General features: G+C 67.3%; 14 protein-coding genes. 11 read left to right on the top strand and 3 right to left on the bottom strand.

Going from position 1 to position 19,490, the window contains the following annotated elements; all coding sequences use genetic code 11:
- Positions 1-47: 47 nt before the first annotated feature.
- A complete protein-coding gene (locus ACTWJ9_RS16590) occupies positions 48-2,750 on the bottom strand; it encodes a transglycosylase domain-containing protein (protein WP_279335004.1) in 2,703 nt (900 codons plus the stop codon).
- A gap of 398 nt (positions 2,751-3,148) precedes the next feature.
- Here ACTWJ9_RS16590 and ACTWJ9_RS16585 point away from each other — a divergent pair, with 398 nt between their 5' ends.
- From ACTWJ9_RS16585 to ACTWJ9_RS16570, 4 genes are all read left to right on the top strand, one after another.
- Positions 3,149-3,832: a PadR family transcriptional regulator gene (locus ACTWJ9_RS16585; protein ID WP_279335003.1), complete on the top strand. Its 684-nt coding sequence runs from the start codon at positions 3,149-3,151 to the stop codon at positions 3,830-3,832.
- A 44-nt stretch (positions 3,833-3,876) separates the two neighbouring features.
- Positions 3,877-4,959, top strand: a complete 1,083-nt coding sequence (locus tag ACTWJ9_RS16580) for an inositol-3-phosphate synthase (RefSeq protein WP_387035383.1) — start codon at positions 3,877-3,879, stop codon at positions 4,957-4,959.
- A gap of 78 nt (positions 4,960-5,037) precedes the next feature.
- Positions 5,038-6,300 carry an MFS transporter gene (locus ACTWJ9_RS16575; RefSeq protein ID WP_443294373.1) on the top strand — a complete coding sequence of 421 codons (1,263 nt, stop codon included), beginning with the start codon at positions 5,038-5,040 and terminating at the stop codon, positions 6,298-6,300.
- Between the two features lie 123 nt (positions 6,301-6,423).
- On the top strand, positions 6,424-6,915 hold the full coding sequence (locus ACTWJ9_RS16570; protein WP_443294372.1) for an LppU/SCO3897 family protein: 492 nt from the start codon (positions 6,424-6,426) through the stop codon (positions 6,913-6,915).
- Between the two features lie 107 nt (positions 6,916-7,022).
- Here the strand turns inward: ACTWJ9_RS16570 and ACTWJ9_RS16565 are convergent, their stop codons facing one another.
- Positions 7,023-8,489 carry a CCA tRNA nucleotidyltransferase gene (locus ACTWJ9_RS16565; protein WP_279334999.1) on the bottom strand — a complete coding sequence of 489 codons (1,467 nt, stop codon included), beginning with the start codon at positions 8,487-8,489 and terminating at the stop codon, positions 7,023-7,025.
- 254 nt (positions 8,490-8,743) lie between these two features.
- Here ACTWJ9_RS16565 and ACTWJ9_RS16560 point away from each other — a divergent pair, with 254 nt between their 5' ends.
- The 7 genes from ACTWJ9_RS16560 (at position 8,744) to trxA (ending at position 18,551) form a co-directional block, all read left to right on the top strand.
- Complete coding sequence (locus ACTWJ9_RS16560; protein ID WP_443294371.1) at positions 8,744-11,131, top strand: DUF6049 family protein; 2,388 nt, start codon at positions 8,744-8,746, stop codon at positions 11,129-11,131.
- Positions 11,132-11,176: 45 nt separating this feature from the next.
- Positions 11,177-13,474, top strand: a complete 2,298-nt coding sequence (gene murJ, locus ACTWJ9_RS16555) for a murein biosynthesis integral membrane protein MurJ (RefSeq protein WP_443294370.1) — start codon at positions 11,177-11,179, stop codon at positions 13,472-13,474.
- Between the two features lie 140 nt (positions 13,475-13,614).
- Positions 13,615-15,333 carry a protein kinase family protein gene (locus ACTWJ9_RS16550; protein ID WP_279334996.1) on the top strand — a complete coding sequence of 573 codons (1,719 nt, stop codon included), beginning with the start codon at positions 13,615-13,617 and terminating at the stop codon, positions 15,331-15,333.
- A 29-nt stretch (positions 15,334-15,362) separates the two neighbouring features.
- A complete protein-coding gene (sigM, locus tag ACTWJ9_RS16545) occupies positions 15,363-16,088 on the top strand; it encodes an RNA polymerase sigma factor SigM (RefSeq protein ID WP_279334995.1) in 726 nt (241 codons plus the stop codon).
- A complete protein-coding gene (locus ACTWJ9_RS16540) occupies positions 16,085-16,999 on the top strand; it encodes an anti-sigma factor family protein (protein WP_279334994.1) in 915 nt (304 codons plus the stop codon). The genes sigM and ACTWJ9_RS16540 overlap by 4 nt, the downstream gene beginning before the upstream one ends.
- Before the next feature lie 206 nt (positions 17,000-17,205).
- Positions 17,206-18,174, top strand: a complete 969-nt coding sequence (gene trxB / locus ACTWJ9_RS16535) for a thioredoxin-disulfide reductase (RefSeq protein ID WP_279334993.1) — start codon at positions 17,206-17,208, stop codon at positions 18,172-18,174.
- 44 nt (positions 18,175-18,218) lie between these two features.
- The gene (gene trxA / locus ACTWJ9_RS16530; RefSeq protein WP_202275015.1) at positions 18,219-18,551 is read left to right on the top strand and encodes a thioredoxin; all 333 of its coding nucleotides are present in this window, start codon (positions 18,219-18,221) and stop codon (positions 18,549-18,551) included.
- 103 nt (positions 18,552-18,654) lie between these two features.
- Here trxA and ACTWJ9_RS16525 read toward each other — a convergent pair whose 3' ends face one another.
- On the bottom strand, positions 18,655-19,272 hold the full coding sequence (locus ACTWJ9_RS16525) for a GNAT family N-acetyltransferase (protein ID WP_279334992.1): 618 nt from the start codon (positions 19,270-19,272) through the stop codon (positions 18,655-18,657).
- Between the last annotated feature and the right edge of the window lie 218 nt (positions 19,273-19,490).

Here is a 19,490-nt window from a genome sequence, read left to right as displayed (position 1 = left end):
GGCGGCCCTCGTTTCACGTGAAACACCCAGGTCGGGCAAGCGGGCGATTAGCCGGCCGGGCCTCCGAAGAGACTACCGTTGTTTCCGCCGCCGTTTCCGTTGCCGTTGCCGCGGTTGACGCCTTCCTCTTCCGATTCCGAGGGCGACGGTGAACTGGTCACCCCGCCGTCCGTCCCACCGGCGTCCGCACCGCCCGGTCCGGCACCACCCGTGTCGTCCTCCCCCTTGCAGCGGAAGTCGAGCGGCCTGCAGGTCTCGGTCTCACTCGGGGTGGGGGTGCTGGGCTCCGGCTCCGGCTCCGACGTCGACGGAGACGGCGACGGCGTCTCCTCCTCGGTCTCGGTGGGCGAAGGAGTGGGGGTCGGCGACGGAGTGTCGTTGACGATCTCGCCGATGGGCTTCGGCGTCGGGAAGGGCACCGACTTCTGGCCCTTCAGCGCGTCCTCCATGTAGTCCGCCCAGATCTCGGACGGGAACGAGGCGCCGTGGATCTTGTCCTGGCCGCCCGTGCCGAACATCTTCAGGAACTCGCGGTTCTTGATGGTCTCGTCGTCGGGGTACCGGAACATGCTGATCGCGGTGGACAGTTGCGGGGTGTAGCCGACGAACCAGGCGGACTTGTTGCCGTCCGTGGTACCGGTCTTGCCCGCCACCTCACGGCCCTCGAGCTGGGCGTTGGTGCCGGTTCCCTCCTCGACGACGGTCTTCAGTACGTCCGTGACGTTGTCCGCGACCAGAGAGGTGAACGCCCGCTCGGTCTGGATCTTGTGCGTGTAGACCGTGCCGTCCTTGCTGCTCGTCACCCTCTTGACGGAGAACGGGTCACGCTGCTCACCACTGGCCGCGAAGGTGGCGTACGAACCCGCCATCCGGATCGCGCTGGGGCTCGAGGTACCGAGGGAGAACGACGGGTAGTTCGTTCCGGCGAGGCTGCTCTCCAGAAGCCCGGAGTCCTCCGCGGACTCCTTCACCTTGTCCAGGCCGACATCCACGCCGAGCTGGACGAAGGAGGAGTTCACCGACTCCCGCATCGCCTCACGGAGGTCGATCTTGTAGTCGGGCGCAGTGCCGTACGTCTGGTCACCGTCATTGACCTGCTGCCACTGCTCGCCCTTCTCGTTCTGCCAGACCGAACCGTCGTATTCCTTGATCTTGAGCTTGTTCTGGCCGCTGTACAGGCTCTTCTCGGACACCTGCGTCCGCTCGTCCTGGGCCTGGTCCGGATCGCCGTCGGGGTCCCGGACACCCCACTTCATGGCGGCCGCCAGCACGTACGGCTTGAACGTCGAGCCGACCTGGGCGCCGGTCGCGTCGGCGTTGTTGGTGAAGTGCGTGGTCGCGTCGGCACCGCCGTAGATGGCCACGATCGCGCCGGTCGCCGGGTCCACCGAGGCTCCGCCGAACTGGACGTGGGTGTCCTTGTCGGGGCGCTCCTCGGGCTTGATGTTCTTCTTGTAGACCTTCTGGACCGACTCCTCGAGTGCCTTGACCTTCTTCTTGTCGAAGGTCGTGTAGATCGAGTAGCCGCCCTGCTCCAGCAAGTCGGCGGTGATGCCGGTTTCCTCGCTGTTGTTGACGATGTACGCCTTGGCGAGGTCCACGAGGTAACCGATCTGCCCGCTCAGCGCGGTGTTCGACCGGGGGTTCTGCACCTCGGGCAGCTTGGTGTACTTGGCTCTGGTCGCGGGATCCAGATGCCCGTACTCGACCATCTTGTTCAGCGTGTCCTGCATCTGGAGCCGGGCACGCTTCTTGTTCGCCGCAGGGCTGGCGTTGACCGGGTCGATGGAACTGGCGCCGGCCGGGTCGTAGTAGGTGGCTCCCTTGAGGACCGCCGCCAGGAAGGCGCACTCGCCCTCGTCGAGGTTCACGGCCTTCTTGTCGAAGTAGGCCTGCGCCGCGGCCTGGATCCCGTAGGCCCCACGCCCGTAGTACGCCGAGTTCAGGTAGCCCGCAAGGATGTCTTTCTTTTCCTTGGTGGTGCCCACCTTGACCGAGACGAACATCTCCTTGACCTTGCGGGAGATGGTCTGCGACTGGTCGTCCAGCATGGCGTTCTTGACGTACTGCTGGGTGATCGTGGATCCACCCTGCGTGTTGCCACCCCTGGCCATGTTGAACACGGCGCGGGCGATGCCCTTGGGGTCGATGCCGCTGTCCTCGTAGAACGTCTTGTTCTCCTGGGAGATGACCGCTAGCTGCATCGCCTTGGGGATCTCTTCGATCTCGATGATCTGGCGGTTGCGCTCACCACCCGTGGCGACCATCTGTGAGTTGTCGGACCAGTAGTAGACGTTGTTCTGCGCTTTCGCGGTCTTGGCCTCGTCAGGAACGCCCACCATCGCGTACCCGATCCCCGCGGCAGCCACCATGCTGCCGAAGAACGCGATACACAGGCCGGTGACGAACTTCCAGGACGGCATCCAGCGGCGCCAGCCGTACTTGTCGTGGCGCGGATAGTCGATGATCCGTTTCTGGTCGGAAGGTGCCGCCCGGCCTCGGCCGGGCCCGGTGGAACCGGCCCGGCGGCCCCCGCCTCTCTGCGCCGCGCGTCGCGCTTCGGCGCGGCTTCCATGACTGTGGACCTCACCACCCGAGTCGCGGGAGTCCGACCCATAGGAATCGGACGGAGACCCGGTGGCGCCGCGCGGCGCCGCGCGGCGGCCGGAGGACGAGCCTGACTGGCCTCGTCGGGCCGCGGCACGTCCGCCACCCTGCGGCTGCGGTGGTTTGCGACGGTGCTCGCTCATCGAACGACTACTCCTCGGGCAGGCGCATCTCGCGCGCCTGGAAACGGCAGCTGGTTTCCGGTCCCCCCGAAGTACGGATGCGGTGGGTTCCGCATTCATCCCGTACTGCACCGGGGACGAGGACGCCCCCAGGCGTCACTCGGTTCCCGGTGTGTTGTGCATGGCGCACAGACTACGCATCACCAAAACCTGTCGAGCGCAGAAGTTCGGCTCAAATCAGGCAACTTGCTCCGATCGAACCGGTGATGTGATCCCGTTCACCACCCTCCCCCTTGTCCCAGCCGGATGGCCGTTCTATCGTCGTGATGTATCGAGTCGATACATCAGCTCGGCATAAGGACGGCGATGAGCCGGCCACGAGACCGTCACCGCACGACCGCGGCAGAGAGGAGGCGACGATGAGCCGGCGTTCCGGGATCCTCGAGTTCGCCGTACTCGGCCTGCTCCGCGAGTCTCCGATGCACGGCTATGAGCTGCGCAAAAGACTCAATACGTCACTGGGTGTGTTCCGTGCCTTCAGCTACGGGACGCTCTACCCCTGCCTCAAGACGCTGGTCGCCAACGGCTGGTTGATCGAGGAACCGGGAAACACCACAGAGGACGCCCTCGCCGCTCCCCTCACGGGCCGTCGCGCCAAGATCGTCTACCGGTTGACGGCCGAGGGTAAGGAGCACTTCGAACAGCTGCTCTCCCAGACGGGCCCCGACGCGTACGAGGACGAGACCTTCGCCGCGCGGTTCGCCTTCTTCGGACAGACATCACGTGACGTACGCATGCGTGTGCTGGAAGGCCGCCGCAGCCGGCTGGAGGAGCGCCTGGAGAAAATGCGGGTCTCACTGGCCCGGACCCGGGAGCGTCTCGACGACTACACGCTCGAGCTCCAGCGTCACGGGATGGAGTCCGTGGAGCGGGAAGTGCGCTGGCTGAACGAGCTCATCGAGAGCGAGCGGGCCGGGCGAGACCTCAAGGGTCCCGCTTCCGGGGCGTCCCCTCGACAGGACACCACATCTGGAGCGTCGGGCGACCTGCCCCGGCCGGGGGACCGCCCCCGGCCGGATTCGCCCGACGACACCGCCACGTGAGTCCCGCTCAGGGCCTCACTCGTACTACACAGGGAGCAACCGGAATGGGTTCGGTTCGCGTAGCCGTCGTCGGCGTGGGCAACTGTGCCGCATCGCTGGTACAGGGAGTCGAGTACTACAAGGACGCCGACCCGGCGTCCAAGGTCCCGGGCCTGATGCACGTCCAGTTCGGCGACTACCACGTCCGCGACGTCGAGTTCGTCGCCGCTTTCGACGTGGACGCCAAGAAGGTCGGCCTCGACCTCGCTGACGCCATCGGCGCCTCCGAGAACAACACCATCAAGATCTGCGACGTCCCCAGCACCGGTGTGACGGTCCAGCGCGGTCACACCCTCGACGGTCTCGGCAAGTACTACCAGGCCACCATCGAGGAGTCCGCGGAGGAGCCGGTCGACGTCACCCAGGTCCTCAAGGACAAGCAGGTCGACGTTCTGGTCTGCTATCTGCCCGTCGGCTCCGAGGACGCGGCGAAGTTCTACGCCCAGTGCGCCATCGACGCCAAGGTCGCCTTCGTCAACGCCCTCCCGGTGTTCATCGCCGGCACCAAGGAGTGGGCGGACAAGTTCACCGAGGCCGGCGTACCGATCGTCGGTGACGACATCAAGTCCCAGGTCGGCGCCACCATCACGCACCGCGTCATGGCGAAGCTGTTCGAGGACCGCGGCGTCGTCCTGGACCGCACGATGCAGCTGAACGTCGGCGGCAACATGGACTTCAAGAACATGCTCGAGCGTGAGCGCCTGGAGTCCAAGAAGATCTCCAAGACACAGGCCGTCACCTCCCAGATCCCCGACCGGGACCTCGGCGAGAACAACGTGCACATCGGCCCGTCCGACTACGTCGCCTGGCTGGACGACCGCAAGTGGGCCTATGTGCGCCTCGAGGGCCGCGCCTTCGGCGATGTCCCGCTGAACCTGGAGTACAAGCTCGAGGTCTGGGACTCCCCGAACTCCGCGGGTGTCATCATCGACGCCCTGCGCGCCGCGAAGATCGCCAAGGACCGCGGCATCGGGGGCCCGATCCTGTCGGCTTCGTCGTACTTCATGAAGTCCCCTCCGGTGCAGTACTTCGACGACGACGCCCGCGTCAAGGTCGAGCAGTTCATCCAGGGCGAGGTCGAGCACTAGAACCTCCCCACTGTGGGCAGTTGAGGGTCCCCGGGTCGTGTGCCCCGGGGACCCTCCCCGTATGTGAGGCTGTGGCTCATGGCCGTCGTCCGTGACCTGCGCGTCCTGCTGCGTTTCCAGGGCTTCAGACGCCTGCTCGCCGTCCGGCTGCTCTCCCAGGGCGCCGACGGTGTCTACCAGGTCGCCCTCGCCGCCTATGTGGTCTTCTCGCCGGAGAAACAGACGTCCGCCGTGGCCGTCGCCTCCGCGATGGCGGTCCTGCTGCTCCCCTACTCCCTGGTCGGCCCTTTCGCCGGTGTCCTGCTGGACCGCTGGCGCCGCCGTCAGGTCTTTCTGTACGGCAACCTGCTGCGCGCGCTGATGGCCTCGGTGACCGCCGTCCTGATCCTCGGCCAGGTCCCGGACTGGCTTCTCTACGTCTCAGCCCTGTGTGTCACCGCCGTCAACCGCTTCGTCCTCGCCGGCCTGTCCGCCGCCCTGCCGCGCGTGGTGGACTCCGAACGACTGGTCGTCGCCAATTCCCTCTCGCCGACGGCCGGCACCCTCGCGGCGACCGCGGGCGGCGGTCTGGCCTTCGTCGTGCGCCTGGTCGTCGCGGACTCCGACGCCGCCGTCGTGCTCGTGGGCGCGGCACTGTATCTGTGCGCGGCCCTGGCGTCGCTGCGCATCGCGAAGGAACTGCTCGGTCCTGACCGGGCGCTGGTACATCCACGGCTCGCCACGGCGCTCACCGGCACCGCCCGCGATCTGATGGCAGGTCTGCGCCACCTTGCCGCATCTCCACGCAGGGAGGCGGCCTGGGCGCTCACCGCGATGTCCCTGATGCGGTTCTGCTACGGCGCCATGCTCGTCATGCTGCTGATGCTGTGCCGGTACGCCCTGACCGACACCGCGGACGAGGGACTCGCTCTTCTGGGACTGGCGTTGGGTGTGTCCGGCGCCGGCTTCTTCGTCGCGGCCGTCGTGACTCCTTGGGCCGCGGGGCGGTTCGGGCCCGGCCGCTGGATCATGCTGTGCGCGGCGGCCGCCGCGGTCCTGGAGCCCGCGCTCGGTCTGCCCTTCGCCGCCGGCCCTCTGCTGATCGGGGCGTTCGTCCTGGGGCTGACCACCCAGGGCGCGAAGATCGCCACGGACACCATCGTCCAGTCCTCCGTCGAGGACGGTTTCCGAGGCCGGATCTTTGCCCTCTACGACGTCCTGTTCAACGTGGCTTTCGTCGGTGCCGCCGCGGTGGCCGCCCTGATGCTGCCACCGGACGGCCGGTCGGTCCCACTGGTGGTAACGATCGCCGTTATCTACGGAGCAGTAGCTGTGGCTATCGCCCGCTTTGAGCGCCAGTAAGTGTCACATCAATGCCACAGAGCTCCAGCACGGCGTGGCGTTGTCAGTACCAGCCGATACCTTACGTGCGTCTTATCAACGCGTCTTTCGCGCCACGCACTCACGTTCCAGGGGGACCTCCAAGTGACCACTCCGCCACCTCAGGGCAACCCGTTCGCCCAGGGCCAGCAGCAGCCCTACGGCCAGCCCCAGGGCCAGGCTCCGCAGCCGCCCCAGGGCGGTTTCCCCCAGCAGGCAGGTCAGCCTGGCTTCCCCGCACAGGGCGCCCCGGTCCCCCCGCCGACTCCCGCCGGGCGCTTCAACAAGAAGCTGCTGCGCGTCCTCGGCCTCATCGTCGTCGCGGTCCTCATAGCCCTGGGCAAGTGGTTCTTCGGGCAGACAGACGCAGAGACCACGTCCGTGGGCAGCTGCATGCACAACGAGGGCACACAGTCCAGTCCGGACCTCAAGACGGTCGACTGCTCTTCAGGCGATGCTCAGTACAAGGTCGTCGAAAAGTTCGACAACACCAGTGACGACAGCAAGTGCGAGGCTGTCGCGGAAGCGACGATCTCGTACTACCAGACGGGCAGCAGCAGCCACAACGTGGTCCTCTGCCTCAAGGAAGTGAAGTAACACCTTCGCTCAGACCGTGCGTGGGGGGGGTGTTTCACGTGAACCCCCCCCCACGCATGCCGACGGGGGCTATGTTTCACGTGAAACGTGACCCCCGTTCCCCACTCTCAGCCCTGCTGCTCGGCCCACCACTCCTTGAGGGCCGCCACCGCCGCGTCATGCCCCATCGGACCGTTCTCCAGACGAAGCTCCAGCATGTGCTTGTACGCCTGACCGACCGCCGGTCCGGGCTTGACGCCGAGGATCTCCATGACCTGGTTGCCGTCGAGGTCCGGGCGGATGGAGTCCAGTTCCTCCTGCTCCTGGAGCTTGGCAATGCGCTCCTCCAGACCGTCGTACGCACGGGACAGCGCGGCCGCCCTGCGGCGGTTGCGTGTCGTGCAGTCCGAGCGGGTCAGCTTGTGCAGCCGATCCAGGAGCGGCCCCGCGTCCCGGACGTAGCGACGGACGGCGGAGTCCGTCCACTCTCCCGTGCCGTAGCCGTGGAAACGCAGATGGAGCTCGACCAGGCGCGAGACGTCCTTCACCAGTTCGTTGGAGTACTTGAGGGCCGTCATGCGCTTCTTCGTCATCTTCGCGCCCACCACCTCGTGATGGTGGAAGGAGACCCGGCCGTCGCCCTCGAAACGGCGCGTGCGCGGCTTGCCGATGTCATGCAGCAGAGCCGCAAGGCGCAGTGTCAGGTCGGGGCCGGCGTCCTCCAGCGCCATCGCCTGCTCCAGGACGATCAGCGTGTGCTCGTAGACGTCCTTGTGCCGGTGGTGCTCATCGCTCTCCAGACGCAGGGCCGGCAGTTCGGGCAGCACGTGGTCGGCGAGCCCGGTATCGACGAGCAGGGTCAGCCCCTTGCGCGGGTGAGCGGACAGGACCAGCTTGTTCAGCTCGTCCCGGACCCGCTCGGCCGAGACGATGTCGATGCGTCCGGCCATCTCCCGCAGGGCCGTGACCACCTCGGGAGCCACCTCGAAATCGAGCTGAGCGGCGAAGCGCGCGGCTCGCATCATCCGCAGCGGATCGTCCGAGAAGGACTCTTCGGGGGTGCCCGGTGTGCGCAGCACACCGGCCGCGAGATCGTCCAGGCCACCGTGCGGGTCGATGAACTCCTTCGCGGGAAGCGCGAGGGCCATCGCGTTCACCGTGAAGTCACGACGGACGAGGTCCTCCTCGATGGAGTCGCCGTACGCCACCTCCGGCTTGCGTGACGTGCGGCCGTACGCCTCCGAGCGGTAGGTCGTCACCTCGATCTGAAAGCTTCGGTCAACGTCTCCGACGCGGACGTCCTTCTGGGCTCCGACGGTGCCGAAGGCGATCCCCACCTCCCAGACGGCGTCCGCCCACGGACGAACGATCTTCAGGACGTCCTGTGGGTGGGCGTCAGTCGTGAAGTCGAGGTCATTGCCGAGCCGGCCGAGCAGAGCGTCCCGGACCGAACCGCCGACCAGGGCGAGTGAGAACCCGGCCTCCTGGAAGCGGCGGGCGAGGTCGTCGGCGACAGGGGCGACCCGCAGCAGTTCGTTGACCGCTTGGTCCTGCACCTGGCTCAGGGCACTGGTTTGTTCGTTGGCGTTCGGCACAACAGAAAAGGGTACGTGGCTCGGGCGGCCGGAGGCTCCCCCTGGGTCAGGCACGGTCACCTCCGGCGAGACCCGCACGAGGTCTGTACCCGCAGGACGGGACGCGCTCCCCTTATACAGCCACATAGAGGGCAGTGCGGCGCTCCCCCCGATCGTGTGGACCGGTCCGCGGCACTCAGCCCCTCCGCTCCTCGTTACCATGCGTGGACGTACATTCCGACGACCACTGACGACGACAAGGGACGGGCGAGCGCGTGGCCGAGGCGGCAGACTTCCAGGGGACGAGTGCCTCACCTGCCCGCCGCTGGCTGCGGCGCACCGGAACCCTGTTCGCCGGAGTACCCCTGCTGGCCGGCCTGCTCCAGTTGCCCGCCGCGTCTCCGGCGGGCGCCACCGCGCAGAGCACCCGGCAGGCTCCCTCCGGTGCGGGCTCGGTCTCCGTCTCCGTGAACTCGCTCACCCCGAGCACCCCCACCGAGGGAGACACCGTCACCGTGTCCGGCACGGTGACCAACAAGGGCGGGAAAGCGGTCACCGACGCCCACGTCGGCCTGCGGGTGGGTCCCCTGCTGAACACCCGCTCCGGGATCGAGACCGTCGCCAGGAACAGTGACGACGTCCAGGGCGCCGTCGGCCCGGAGATCGACGACAAGTACTCCCAGGAGTTCGAACGCCTCGCTCCGGGCGTCTCACAGCCCTTCCGTATCTCCGTGCCGACGGACGAGCTCAGCCTCGGAAAGAACGGCGTCTACCAGCTGGCGGTGGCCCTCTCCGGACAGACTTCCGCCCAGCCGTGGCAGCAGACCCTCGGTGTCCGGCACACGTTCCTGCCGTGGCAGCCCGAGGAAGCCGACAAAAAGACGAGAACGACGTTTCTGTGGCCGCTGATCTCCACGGTCCACACGACGGCGGAGACCGGTTCCGACGAACAGCAGACCCCGGTCCTCCGCGACGACGTCCTGGCCAAGGAGATCTCCCCGGGCGGCCGTCTGGACCGGATGGTGGCACTGGGCAAGGATCTCGATGTCACCTGGGTGGTCGATCCGGACCTGCTGGCATCCGTCGACGCGATGACCGAGAGCTACGAAGTCCGAAGCGAGGGTGACACCACCACGGCGGGCCGTCATCAGGCTGTCGCCAAGAGATGGCTCGCCCAGGTGCAGAGCGCGGTGGCGGACAACGAGGTCGTCGCGTTGCCCTTCGGCGACCCGGATCTTGCCTCCCTCGCCCACAACGGCACGTCGGTCACCGGCTCCCTGAGTCATCTCAAGGAGGCCACGGATGTCGTCGTCAACACGGTCGAGCCGATACTCCACGTGAAACCGACCACCGACTTCGCCTGGCCCGTCAATGGTGCGGTGGACCCCTCCATCGTCAAGGTCGCCACATCCGCCGGCGCCGACAAGGTGATCGCCCGCAGCGACAGTTTCCGGGAGACCGGTGACCTGTCCTACACGCCTTCGGCCGCACGCCCCATCGGGGGCGGCACCACGGCGGTGGTCGCGGACGCCCGGTTGTCCACCCTGTTCCAGGGCGATATGACCAAGGCCTCCACGACCACGTCCACGGTGCAGCGGTTCCTGGCACAGAGCCTGACGCTCAGCCTCCAGACCGGTCGGCAGCGCAGCATCGTCGTGGCTCCGCAGCGCACTCCCTCCGCGAGCCAGGCCCAGACGATGGCCGAGGTGCTGAAGGCCGTCCAGGACGGAAACTGGTCGGAGTCCCAGGACCTCACCGCCGCCGCGAAGGCGAAGCCGGACCCCGCCGCCACCACCGAGGTTCCCTCGGCCTCCTCGTATCCCTCCTCGCTGCGCAAGCAGGAACTGCCGCAGTCGGCGTTCGAGCAGATCGCGAGGACACAGGACAAGCTCGACAAGTTCCAGGTGATCCTCTCCGACCCGTCCCGGGTGGTGACCCCGTTCGGCCGGGCCCTGAACCGGGGGATGTCCGTCTCATGGCGCGGCCAGGTCGCCGAGGCGGCCACCTACCGCAGTGGGGTCGAGGCGTACCTCGACGGACTCCTCGACCAGGTGAAGCTGATCGAGAAGTCGGAGACGAAACTGTCCGGCCGCAGTGCCACGATCCCCGTGACCGTCCAGAACAACCTGGTGCAGGGCGTCGAGCACCTGACGCTGCGTCTCACCTCGACCAACCCGACCCGCCTCGAGATCGAGGGGGCCGCCTACGGAGAGCAGCCGGTCACCGTCTCGGGCGGTCACAGCCAGTCGGTGAAGTTCACCACGTCCGCCAACGCCAACGGCCGGGCGACGGTGATCGCCCAGCTGTACACGCAGGACGGCCAGAAGTACGGCGAGCCGGTCACCTTCGACGTCAAGGTCACCGAGATCACCGCCACGGTGATGCTGGTCATCGGCGGCGGTGTCCTGCTGCTCGTCCTTGCCGGCTTCAGGATGTACACCCAGCGCAAGCGTGCCGCGGCCCGCGAGGTCCTGGAGGAGAAGCGCGCGCCGGACGGGGGCAGCGAAGGTCCGCAGAACCCGGGCGCCCCCGCGGTACGTCTCACCAAGAAGTCGGAGGACTGTTCGGAAACGGACGCCCCGGAGCAGCCGAGTGACCCGGTACCGGACACCGCACCGGAAAGCGCAGACCCGTCCGGCACGGGTGAGAGAGTGGACCGTTGAGGATGTCGTGGCCGGGTGGGCCAGGGACGATGAGGTGGGGTAACCATGAACGCGCCGTACGACGGTGACCGCGGCCGTGCCGCGGGCAACTCGGGCCATCCCGAGTCGGACCCGCCCGAGGGTCCGCCGCCCGGGCACGACCAGGCTCCGCAGCCGCCCGCTGATACGTATCTCCAGGACACCTACGACCAGGATCCCTACCGCGCGCAGGACATCGCCGCCCAGGACCCGGTCGCGGAGGCCCTGTACGACCGCGCGGCGCACCCCCCGCCCCCACAGGGCACGTACGCCCCTCAGCAGCCGCTGTACGGGCAGCCTCCCCAGTCGCCCCACGCGCCCGACCCTCGGGTATGGGCCCAGGCCCCGGCACCGGAACCGGACGCTCCGACCCAGTACCTCCCGTACGGGGATGATCCGCGCACGACACAGTTCGTGGGCGTGGACGACCTGGTCGGCCAGGCCGGAGACAAGCGCCGTGAGCCGGACGCCTTCGCCCACCTGCTCCGCGATCAGCAGCAGGACGGTGGCTACACCCAACAGCACGGCGGTGGGCGTCCCGGCTACCAGCCGGTGGCCGGCCGGCAGTCCCCTGAATCGGTTCCGGTACCCGGCCCGGCCTCCGCGGCACCCGGTCACTACGCGGGAGCCACACCACCGCCTGCCGCCGAGTCTCCCGCACCGGAACCGGCTGCCGCGCCGCCCGCGAAGAAGGGCGGCCGGGCCGGAGGGCTGCTGAAGTCCAGTGCCGTGATGGCGGCGGGCACGATGGTGTCCCGCCTCACCGGATTCATCCGCTCCGCCTTGATCGTCTCAGCGCTCGGTCTGGGTCTTCTCGGTGACTCGTTCCAGGTCGCGTACCAGTTGCCGACCATGATCTACATCCTCACCGTCGGCGGCGGCCTCAACTCCGTCTTCGTGCCGCAGCTCGTCCGCGCCATGAAGGACGATGCCGACGGTGGCATCGCGTACGCCAACCGACTGCTGACCCTCGTGATGGCGGCCCTGGCCGCACTCACCGCCGTCGCGTGGCTCGCCGCGCCGCTCCTCGTGCGTGCGCTGTCCAACCCGGTCGCCTCCGACTCCGCGGCCAACGAGGTCGCCGTCACCTTCACCCGCTACTTCCTGCCCTCGATCTTCTTCATGGGCGTACACGTGGTGATGGGGCAGATCCTCAACGCGCGCGGCCGGTTCGGCGCGATGATGTGGACCCCGGTCCTCAACAACATCGTCATCATCGTGACACTCGGTACGTTCATCTACGTCTACGGCACCGCCGCCGACTCGCAGATGACCGTCACGAGCATTCCGCCGGAAGGCCAGCGTCTCCTCGGCATCGGTATCCTGCTCGGCCTCGTCGTCCAGGCCCTGGCCATGATCCCGTACCTGCGCGAGACGGGATTCCGTATCCGTCTGCGCTTCGACTGGAAGGGTCACGGTCTGGGGAAGGCGGCGAAGCTCGCCAAGTGGACCATCCTGTTCGTGCTCGCCAACCAGGCGGGCGCGCTGGTCGTGACCCAGCTGTCCACAGCGGCCGGCCTGAACTCCGATGCCCAGGGCACCGGCTTCGCCGCCTACGCCAACGCCCAGCTGATCTGGGGCCTGCCCCAGGCCATCATCACCGTCTCGCTGATGGCCGCCCTGCTGCCCCGTATCTCCCGCTCGGCGGCAGAGGACGACAGCGGTGCCGTCCGGGACGACATCTCCCAAGGCCTGCGCACCACGGCCGTCGCGATCGTGCCGATCGCTTTCGGCTTCATCTCCCTCGGTATCCCGATGTGCACCCTGATCTTCGGTTCCTCGGGCACCGGCGCAGCGACCAACATGGGTTACATGCTGATGGCCTTCGGCCTCGGTCTGATCCCCTACTCCGTGCAGTACGTCGTCCTGCGTGCCTTCTACGCCTATGAGGACACCCGGACCCCCTTCTACAACACGGTCATCGTGGCCGCGGTCAACGCGATCGCCTCGGCCGTCTGCTTCTTCGTCCTCCCGGCCCGCTGGGCCGTGGTCGGCATGGCCGCCGCCTACGGCCTTGCCTACGCGGCCGGCGTCGGTGTCGCCTGGCGCCGGCTGCGCAAGCGGCTGGGCGGGGACCTGGACGGCGCTCGGGTGCTGCGGACGTACGCCCGGCTGTGCATCGCCTCGGTTCCGGCCGCGCTGCTCAGCGGTGCGGTCTGCTACGGCATCGGGCACAGCCTCGGTCAGGGCGCCGGAGCTTCGTTCGCCGCGCTGCTGGCCGGTGGGGCCGTCCTGTTCGGCGTCTTCTTCGTCGCCGCCCGCCGGATGCGCATCGTGGAGGTCAACTCGTTGGTCGGTATGGTCCGCGGACGCCTGGGACGCTGAGTCACGGGTAACCGCACAACCATCGTCAGCCCTTGTGTGTCGTGCATAGCGGCAGACTGTGGGCACAATTGGTTTTGGCGTCGAACGGCGCGCGAGGGCGGTCGGCCGACGCGCAATGAATGGGGAGGCAGGGAACGACGGTGGCGGAACGGAGCACAGCTGCCGTCGACGTGGCAGACAACAGCGGCGAGCAGCCGCTGACCGCGCAGGCGGGCCAGTCCACGGCCGACGGGGTGGTCAAGAACCGGGAGCAGGACACGGACAGCGACGCGGCACAGGAGAACACCGGGACCGAGGGTTCCGGGACACCGTCGCCGCTCGAACTGCACAGCGGTCACAAGCTCGCCAGACGCTATCGTCTCGAAGAGTGCGTCACCCGTCTGGACGGGTTCAGCAGTTGGCGTGCCGTGGACGAGAAACTCCGCCGCGCCGTCGGTGTGCACATTCTGCCCGCGGACCACTCCCGTGCCCGCTCCGTCCTCGCCTCGGCTCGCTCCTCCGCCCTGCTGGGCGACCCTCGCTTCGTTCAGGTCCTGGACGCCGTCGAGGAGAACGACATCGTCTACGTCGTCCACGAGTGGCTCCCCGACGCCACGGAGTTGACCGCGCTCCTGGCGGCCGGCCCACTCGAGGTGTACGACGCCTATCAGATGGCCAGTCAGATCTCCTCCGCCATGGCCGCGGCCCACCGCGAGGGACTCGCCCATCTGCGCCTGAACCCCAATGCGGTCCTGCGTACCTCGACAGGCCAGTGGCGCATTCGGGGTCTCGCCGTGAACGCGGCACTGCGCGGCATCGGCTCCGACACCCCACAGCGCACCGACACCGAATCCATCGGTGCCCTGCTGTACGCGGCACTCACCCAGCGCTGGCCGTACGAGATCGACGCATACGGTCTGTCAGGGCTGCCGAAGGACATCGGTCTGATCCCGCCCGACCAGGTGCGGGCCGGTGTCCACCGCGGCCTGTCCGAACTCGCCATGCGCGCACTGGCCAACGACGGCGCCACCGCCTCCCGGCATGAGTCCCCGTGCACCACGCCGGAGGAGCTGGTGAAGGCGATCGGCGAGATGCCCCGCATCCGTCCACCGGAGCCTGCCTTCACCACCCCGCCGGACTACCAGCGCACGACGTACCAGCAGGGTTCCTACGGGCGTCCGGCACCCGGTCTGGGCGTCACCCAGTCGGCGCCGGCCCCGCCGCCCCCGCTGCAGAGCCGTACGGGCAAGGCGCTGAAGTGGGCCGTGTCGGCACTGCTGATCGCCGCACTCGGTCTGGGCAGCTGGCAGCTCGCGGACGCCCTCATCGACCAGGGCGGCAGCGCGGACGACACCAACAAGACGCAGACGACGGACGGCAACGACAAGAGCCCCCAAAAACCCAAGCCGGCCGAGCCACTCACGATCCAAGGCTCTCAGGAGTACGTGGCGACCGGTGCGGCCCAGGCCCCCGGTGATGTGGCCAAGACCTACGACAACGACGAGTCGACCTACTGGCGGACCAAGAAGTACAACGCCGGCCCGGCACTCGCGCCCTACAAACCCGGAGTGGGCATCGTCTACGACCTCGGCTCGGCCAAGGAGGTCTCGGCGGCGTCGATAGGGCTCCGGTACACCGGTGACCACACGACGGTGCACCTCTACGCCACCGACTCGCTGACGCCTTCGACCGGAATCGACGGCATGAAGGAGATCGGATCCGCCACGACCAGTGACAGATCGCTGAATGTGAAGGCGTCGGACCCGGTGAAGACGCAGTACGTACTGCTGTGGATCACGGCCGTCCCGAACGCGCCCGCCGACGGCTACAGCGGTGCCGGCTACAAGCAGGCCATCACCGACCTGAAGTTCACCGGCTGACGTCTCACCGAGCGAGGGGAGGGGGTCCGATGCCGGACGGCACCACGCACCACGACGCAAGCGATCAGGACCTCCTCGCCCGCCATGTGGAGGGCGATCCCGAAGCCTTCGGCGAGCTGGTACGCCGACACCGGGACCGGCTGTGGGCGGTGGCCCTCCGGACGTTGGGGGACCGGGAGGAGGCCGCTGACGCGGTTCAGGACGCTCTTGTCTCCGCCTATCGGGCCGCCCATACCTTCCGAGGCCAGTCGGCCGTCACGACATGGCTGCACCGGATCACGGTGAACGCGTGCTTGGACCGTGCGCGCAAGGCTGCATCCCGGAAGACCTCCCCGGTCGACGACACAGAGCGCCTGGAACAGTTGTTGGAGCCCCACGAGTCCGCCTCGGCTCCCGCGGAACGCAACGATCTGCACCGTCAGCTCATAGCCGCCATGGGAACTCTCCCACCCGATCAGCGGGCGGCTCTCGTGCTGGTGGACATGCAGGGCTACCCCGTCGCGGAGGCCGCCCGCATCCTCGATGTGCCCACCGGCACGGTGAAGAGCCGCTGCGCCCGAGGCAGAGCCAGACTCCTTCCCCTTCTGCACCATCTACGGCCGGACGGGAGCGGTGACAGCAGGAAGCGGGAGGGGGAACGGAACCGGACGCAGGGGGCATCCGTCCCACCCGCAGCGGGACCGCATCGAGCGGATCCGCCGGCTACAAGCCCGAGTGACCCAGCGGCAGTGAAGGGCGGAGGTGGGAAAACGTGACATCGACACCAGACATGACGGAGCACCCGGACGTCGCGGAGATCTCCGACCTCACCGAGGGACTCCTGTCACCCGCTCGAACCGCCGCTGTGCGCCGACACATGGACGAGTGCGACCTCTGCGCAGACGTCCATGCGTCACTGGAGGAGATCAGGGGACTGCTTGGCACGGTGCCGGGTCCACCCCGTACGCCTGCCGAAGTGGCACGCCGTATCGATGCCGCGCTCGCCGCGGAAGCACTCCTGCATGCCAGGGCACCGGGGTCCGAGAAGGCCACAGAGCTGGTCGGCCTCTCCCCTTCCCCGTCCGATGAGGACCGTGCGCATGTTTCACGTGAAACATCGACGTCGACGGGCCGCCCCTCAGGGCGCCCACGCCCTTCCACCACCGGTCCAGGTCGTAAGGACCGTATGCAACGCGGCCGCCGCAAGGCGGCTGTGCTGGGAACCGTGCTCACCGTTGCGACTCTGGGACTCGGCACACTGTTCCTGACGTCCCAGAACGACGAGACGGGCCCGGGTGTCGTTCAGCAGACGGCCTCGGACACCTTCACCGAAAGTGAGCTGGGGAAGCAGGTCTCCGATCTCCTCGCGCAGAACCAGCGGAAGGGCGCGTCCTCCCGCATGCCGCAGACCTTGGAAATGGAATCGGAGCCCGAAGCCGCCAGCCCCAGGGTTTTCCAGCAACCCACGGTCCCGGCATGCGTCCGCGAGGGAATCGGCCGCGATGACGCCGCACTCGCCACAGAACAGGGCATCTACAAAGGGCGAGAAGCTCTCCTGGTGGTGCTTCCCAACCCCTCCGACGACACCCGTGTGACCGCCTACATCGTCGACGCCACCTGCGTCGGCAATCCGTCCTCGGCCACCACGGCGAAGATTCTGCTGAAGAACTCCTACACCCGCGGCTGACAGTCGACGCTCCGTATCCGTCCTGAGCGGTATCTCGTACGGTATGCGCCTGCCCGCGCCCGCCCGGGAACCACGTCCGTCAGTTCCATCGGTGTGCTCAGGCACAGCGGGAATGCTCGCCCCTTAAAATCCGTTGGGTGAGGTGAGAGTTCCGACAGAAGCTCCCACCGGTCGGATGACACAGCCCAGAGACGAGGAAACAAGCCGTGAGCGACGTCCGTAATGTGATCATCATCGGTTCGGGGCCGGCCGGCTACACGGCAGCCCTCTACACCGCTCGTGCGTCGCTGAAGCCCTTGGTGTTCGAGGGCGCCGTGACCGCCGGTGGTGCGCTGATGAACACCACCGATGTCGAAAACTTCCCCGGCTTCCAGGACGGCATCATGGGCCCCGAGCTCATGGACAACATGCGCGCCCAGGCAGAGCGCTTCGGGGCAGAGCTCATTCCCGACGACGTGGTCGCCGTCGACCTGACCGGAGAGATCAAGACCGTCACGGACACCGCAGGAACGGTCCACAAGGCGAAGGCCGTCATCGTCGCCACTGGATCGCAGCACCGTAAGCTCGGCCTGCCGAACGAGGATGCCTTCACCGGCCGCGGTGTCTCCTGGTGTGCCACATGTGACGGCTTCTTCTTCAAGGACCAGGACATCGCCGTCATCGGCGGCGGTGACACGGCGATGGAGGAGGCCACCTTCCTCTCCCGGTTCGCCAAGTCCGTCACGGTCGTCCACCGCCGCGACACCCTGAGGGCCTCGAAGGCGATGCAGGAGCGTGCCATCGCCGACCCGAAGATCTCGTTCGTCTGGGACAGCGAGGTCGCAGAGGTCCAGGGCGACCAGAAGCTCTCGGGTCTGAAGCTGCGGAACGTCAAGACCGGCGAACTCTCGGACCTGGCGGTGACCGGCCTGTTCATCGCGATCGGGCACGACCCTCGCACGGAGCTCTTCAAGAGCCAGCTGGAGCTGGACGGAGAGGGCTACCTGAAGGTCGACGCGCCTTCGACGCGTACGAACCTCACCGGAGTGTTCGGTGCCGGCGATGTGGTCGACCACACCTACCGCCAGGCAATCACCGCGGCCGGTACGGGCTGTGCCGCCGCCCTCGACGCCGAGAGGTTCCTTGCCGCTCTCGCGGACGGAGAGCAGGCCGAGCCCGAGAAGACCGCTGTCTGACTTCCACCCTCACCACGCACCGATCAGTAGTTAAGGAGCCCACCGTGGCCGGCACCCTGAAGAATGTGACTGACGACTCCTTCGACCAGGACGTCCTCAAGAGCGACAAGCCCGTCCTGGTGGACTTCTGGGCCGCCTGGTGCGGTCCCTGCCGCCAGATCGCCCCTTCCCTCGAAGCGATTGCCTCGGAGTACGGGGACAAGATCGAGGTCGTCAAGCTGAACATCGACGAGAACCCGGGTACAGCCGCCAAGTACGGCGTCATGTCCATCCCGACCCTGAATGTCTACCAGGGTGGCGAGGTCGCCAAGACCATCGTCGGTGCCAAGCCGAAGGCCGCGATCGTCCGCGACCTCGAGGAGTTCATCAGCGAGTGAACGTCGACCGCCTCGTCGGCGGCACACGTTTCACGTGAAACACGAATGGGCCGACCCGGACGGGTCGGCCCATTCGCATGACGTACACCAGAACGGCGACGCATCAGAGGGGACGCAATACCGGCTCCTTCTGGACGGCTCCGAGCAACCGGTCCAACGCCATCTCGACATCGTCCTTCCACGACAGTGTTGTCCTCAGCTCCAGTCTGAGCCGGGGATACGCGGGATGTTGACGAACCGTCTTGAACCCCACGGCCAAGAGGTGGTCAGCAGGGAGAACACAGGCCGGTTCTTTCCAACGCGCGTCGCCGAAGGCCTCGATCGCCTTGACCCCTCGACGCAGCAGATCCTTCGCCACCGTCTGCACCATCACTCTCCCCAAACCCTGCCCCTGGTAGCCCGGCACGATAAACGCGGTCATCAGTTGCACGGCATCGGACGACACAGGGCTCGTGGGAAACGCCATGGCACGCGGCACATAGGCAGGAGGGGCGTAGAGAACGAAGCCCACGGGGACGTCATCGACATAGACGACCCTTCCGCAGGACCCCCAGTCCAGCAGCACAGCCGAGATCCACGACTCCTTCTCGACCGCTGACGTTCCCGCCGTTACTGCTGCCTCACCACTGACGGGGTCGAGCTCCCAGAAGACACACGAACGACAGCGCCGGGGAAGGTCCTGAAGGTTGTCCAGCGTGAGCGGTACGAGCCGACGCCCCATGAAGCCTGTTCCTCGCTTCCTCCGCCTGCTGCCTCGCGGGCGGCTGCCAGAGCGTGCCGCTCCTTGAACAGGCTGCCGATGAACCCTCCGAAGGCGGAAATCGCCAGCCCTGCTCCCACCCATCCGGTGCGGCTCATCATTCGCATGGCCCTGCCTTGCGCTCAGAGGTTCAGGTACTGGCGGTGGACACACCCTGTCTCACTGCATCGTATCCATGA

Origin of the sequence: Streptomyces sp. GDS52, from assembly GCF_052246875.1 — a bacterium.
In the GTDB taxonomy this organism is placed as follows: Bacteria; Actinomycetota; Actinomycetes; order Streptomycetales; family Streptomycetaceae; genus Streptomyces; species Streptomyces cathayae.
The sequence above is the reverse complement of the archived record's forward strand: the minus strand, read 5'-3'. Positions and strand labels throughout refer to the sequence as shown.

Excerpts from the sequence above, each read along its gene's own strand:
- ACTWJ9_RS16590 (WP_279335004.1), bottom strand. The coding sequence starts at position 2,750 with ATGAGCGAGCACCGTCGCAAACCACCGCAGCCGCAGGGTGGCGGACGT.
- ACTWJ9_RS16585 (WP_279335003.1), top strand. The coding sequence starts at position 3,149 with ATGAGCCGGCGTTCCGGGATCCTCGAGTTCGCCGTACTCGGCCTGCTC.
- ACTWJ9_RS16580 (WP_387035383.1), top strand. The coding sequence starts at position 3,877 with ATGGGTTCGGTTCGCGTAGCCGTCGTCGGCGTGGGCAACTGTGCCGCA.
- ACTWJ9_RS16575 (WP_443294373.1), top strand. The coding sequence starts at position 5,038 with ATGGCCGTCGTCCGTGACCTGCGCGTCCTGCTGCGTTTCCAGGGCTTC.
- murJ (WP_443294370.1), top strand. The coding sequence starts at position 11,177 with ATGAACGCGCCGTACGACGGTGACCGCGGCCGTGCCGCGGGCAACTCG.
- sigM (WP_279334995.1), top strand. The coding sequence starts at position 15,363 with ATGCCGGACGGCACCACGCACCACGACGCAAGCGATCAGGACCTCCTC.
- ACTWJ9_RS16525 (WP_279334992.1), bottom strand. The coding sequence starts at position 19,272 with ATGGGGCGTCGGCTCGTACCGCTCACGCTGGACAACCTTCAGGACCTT.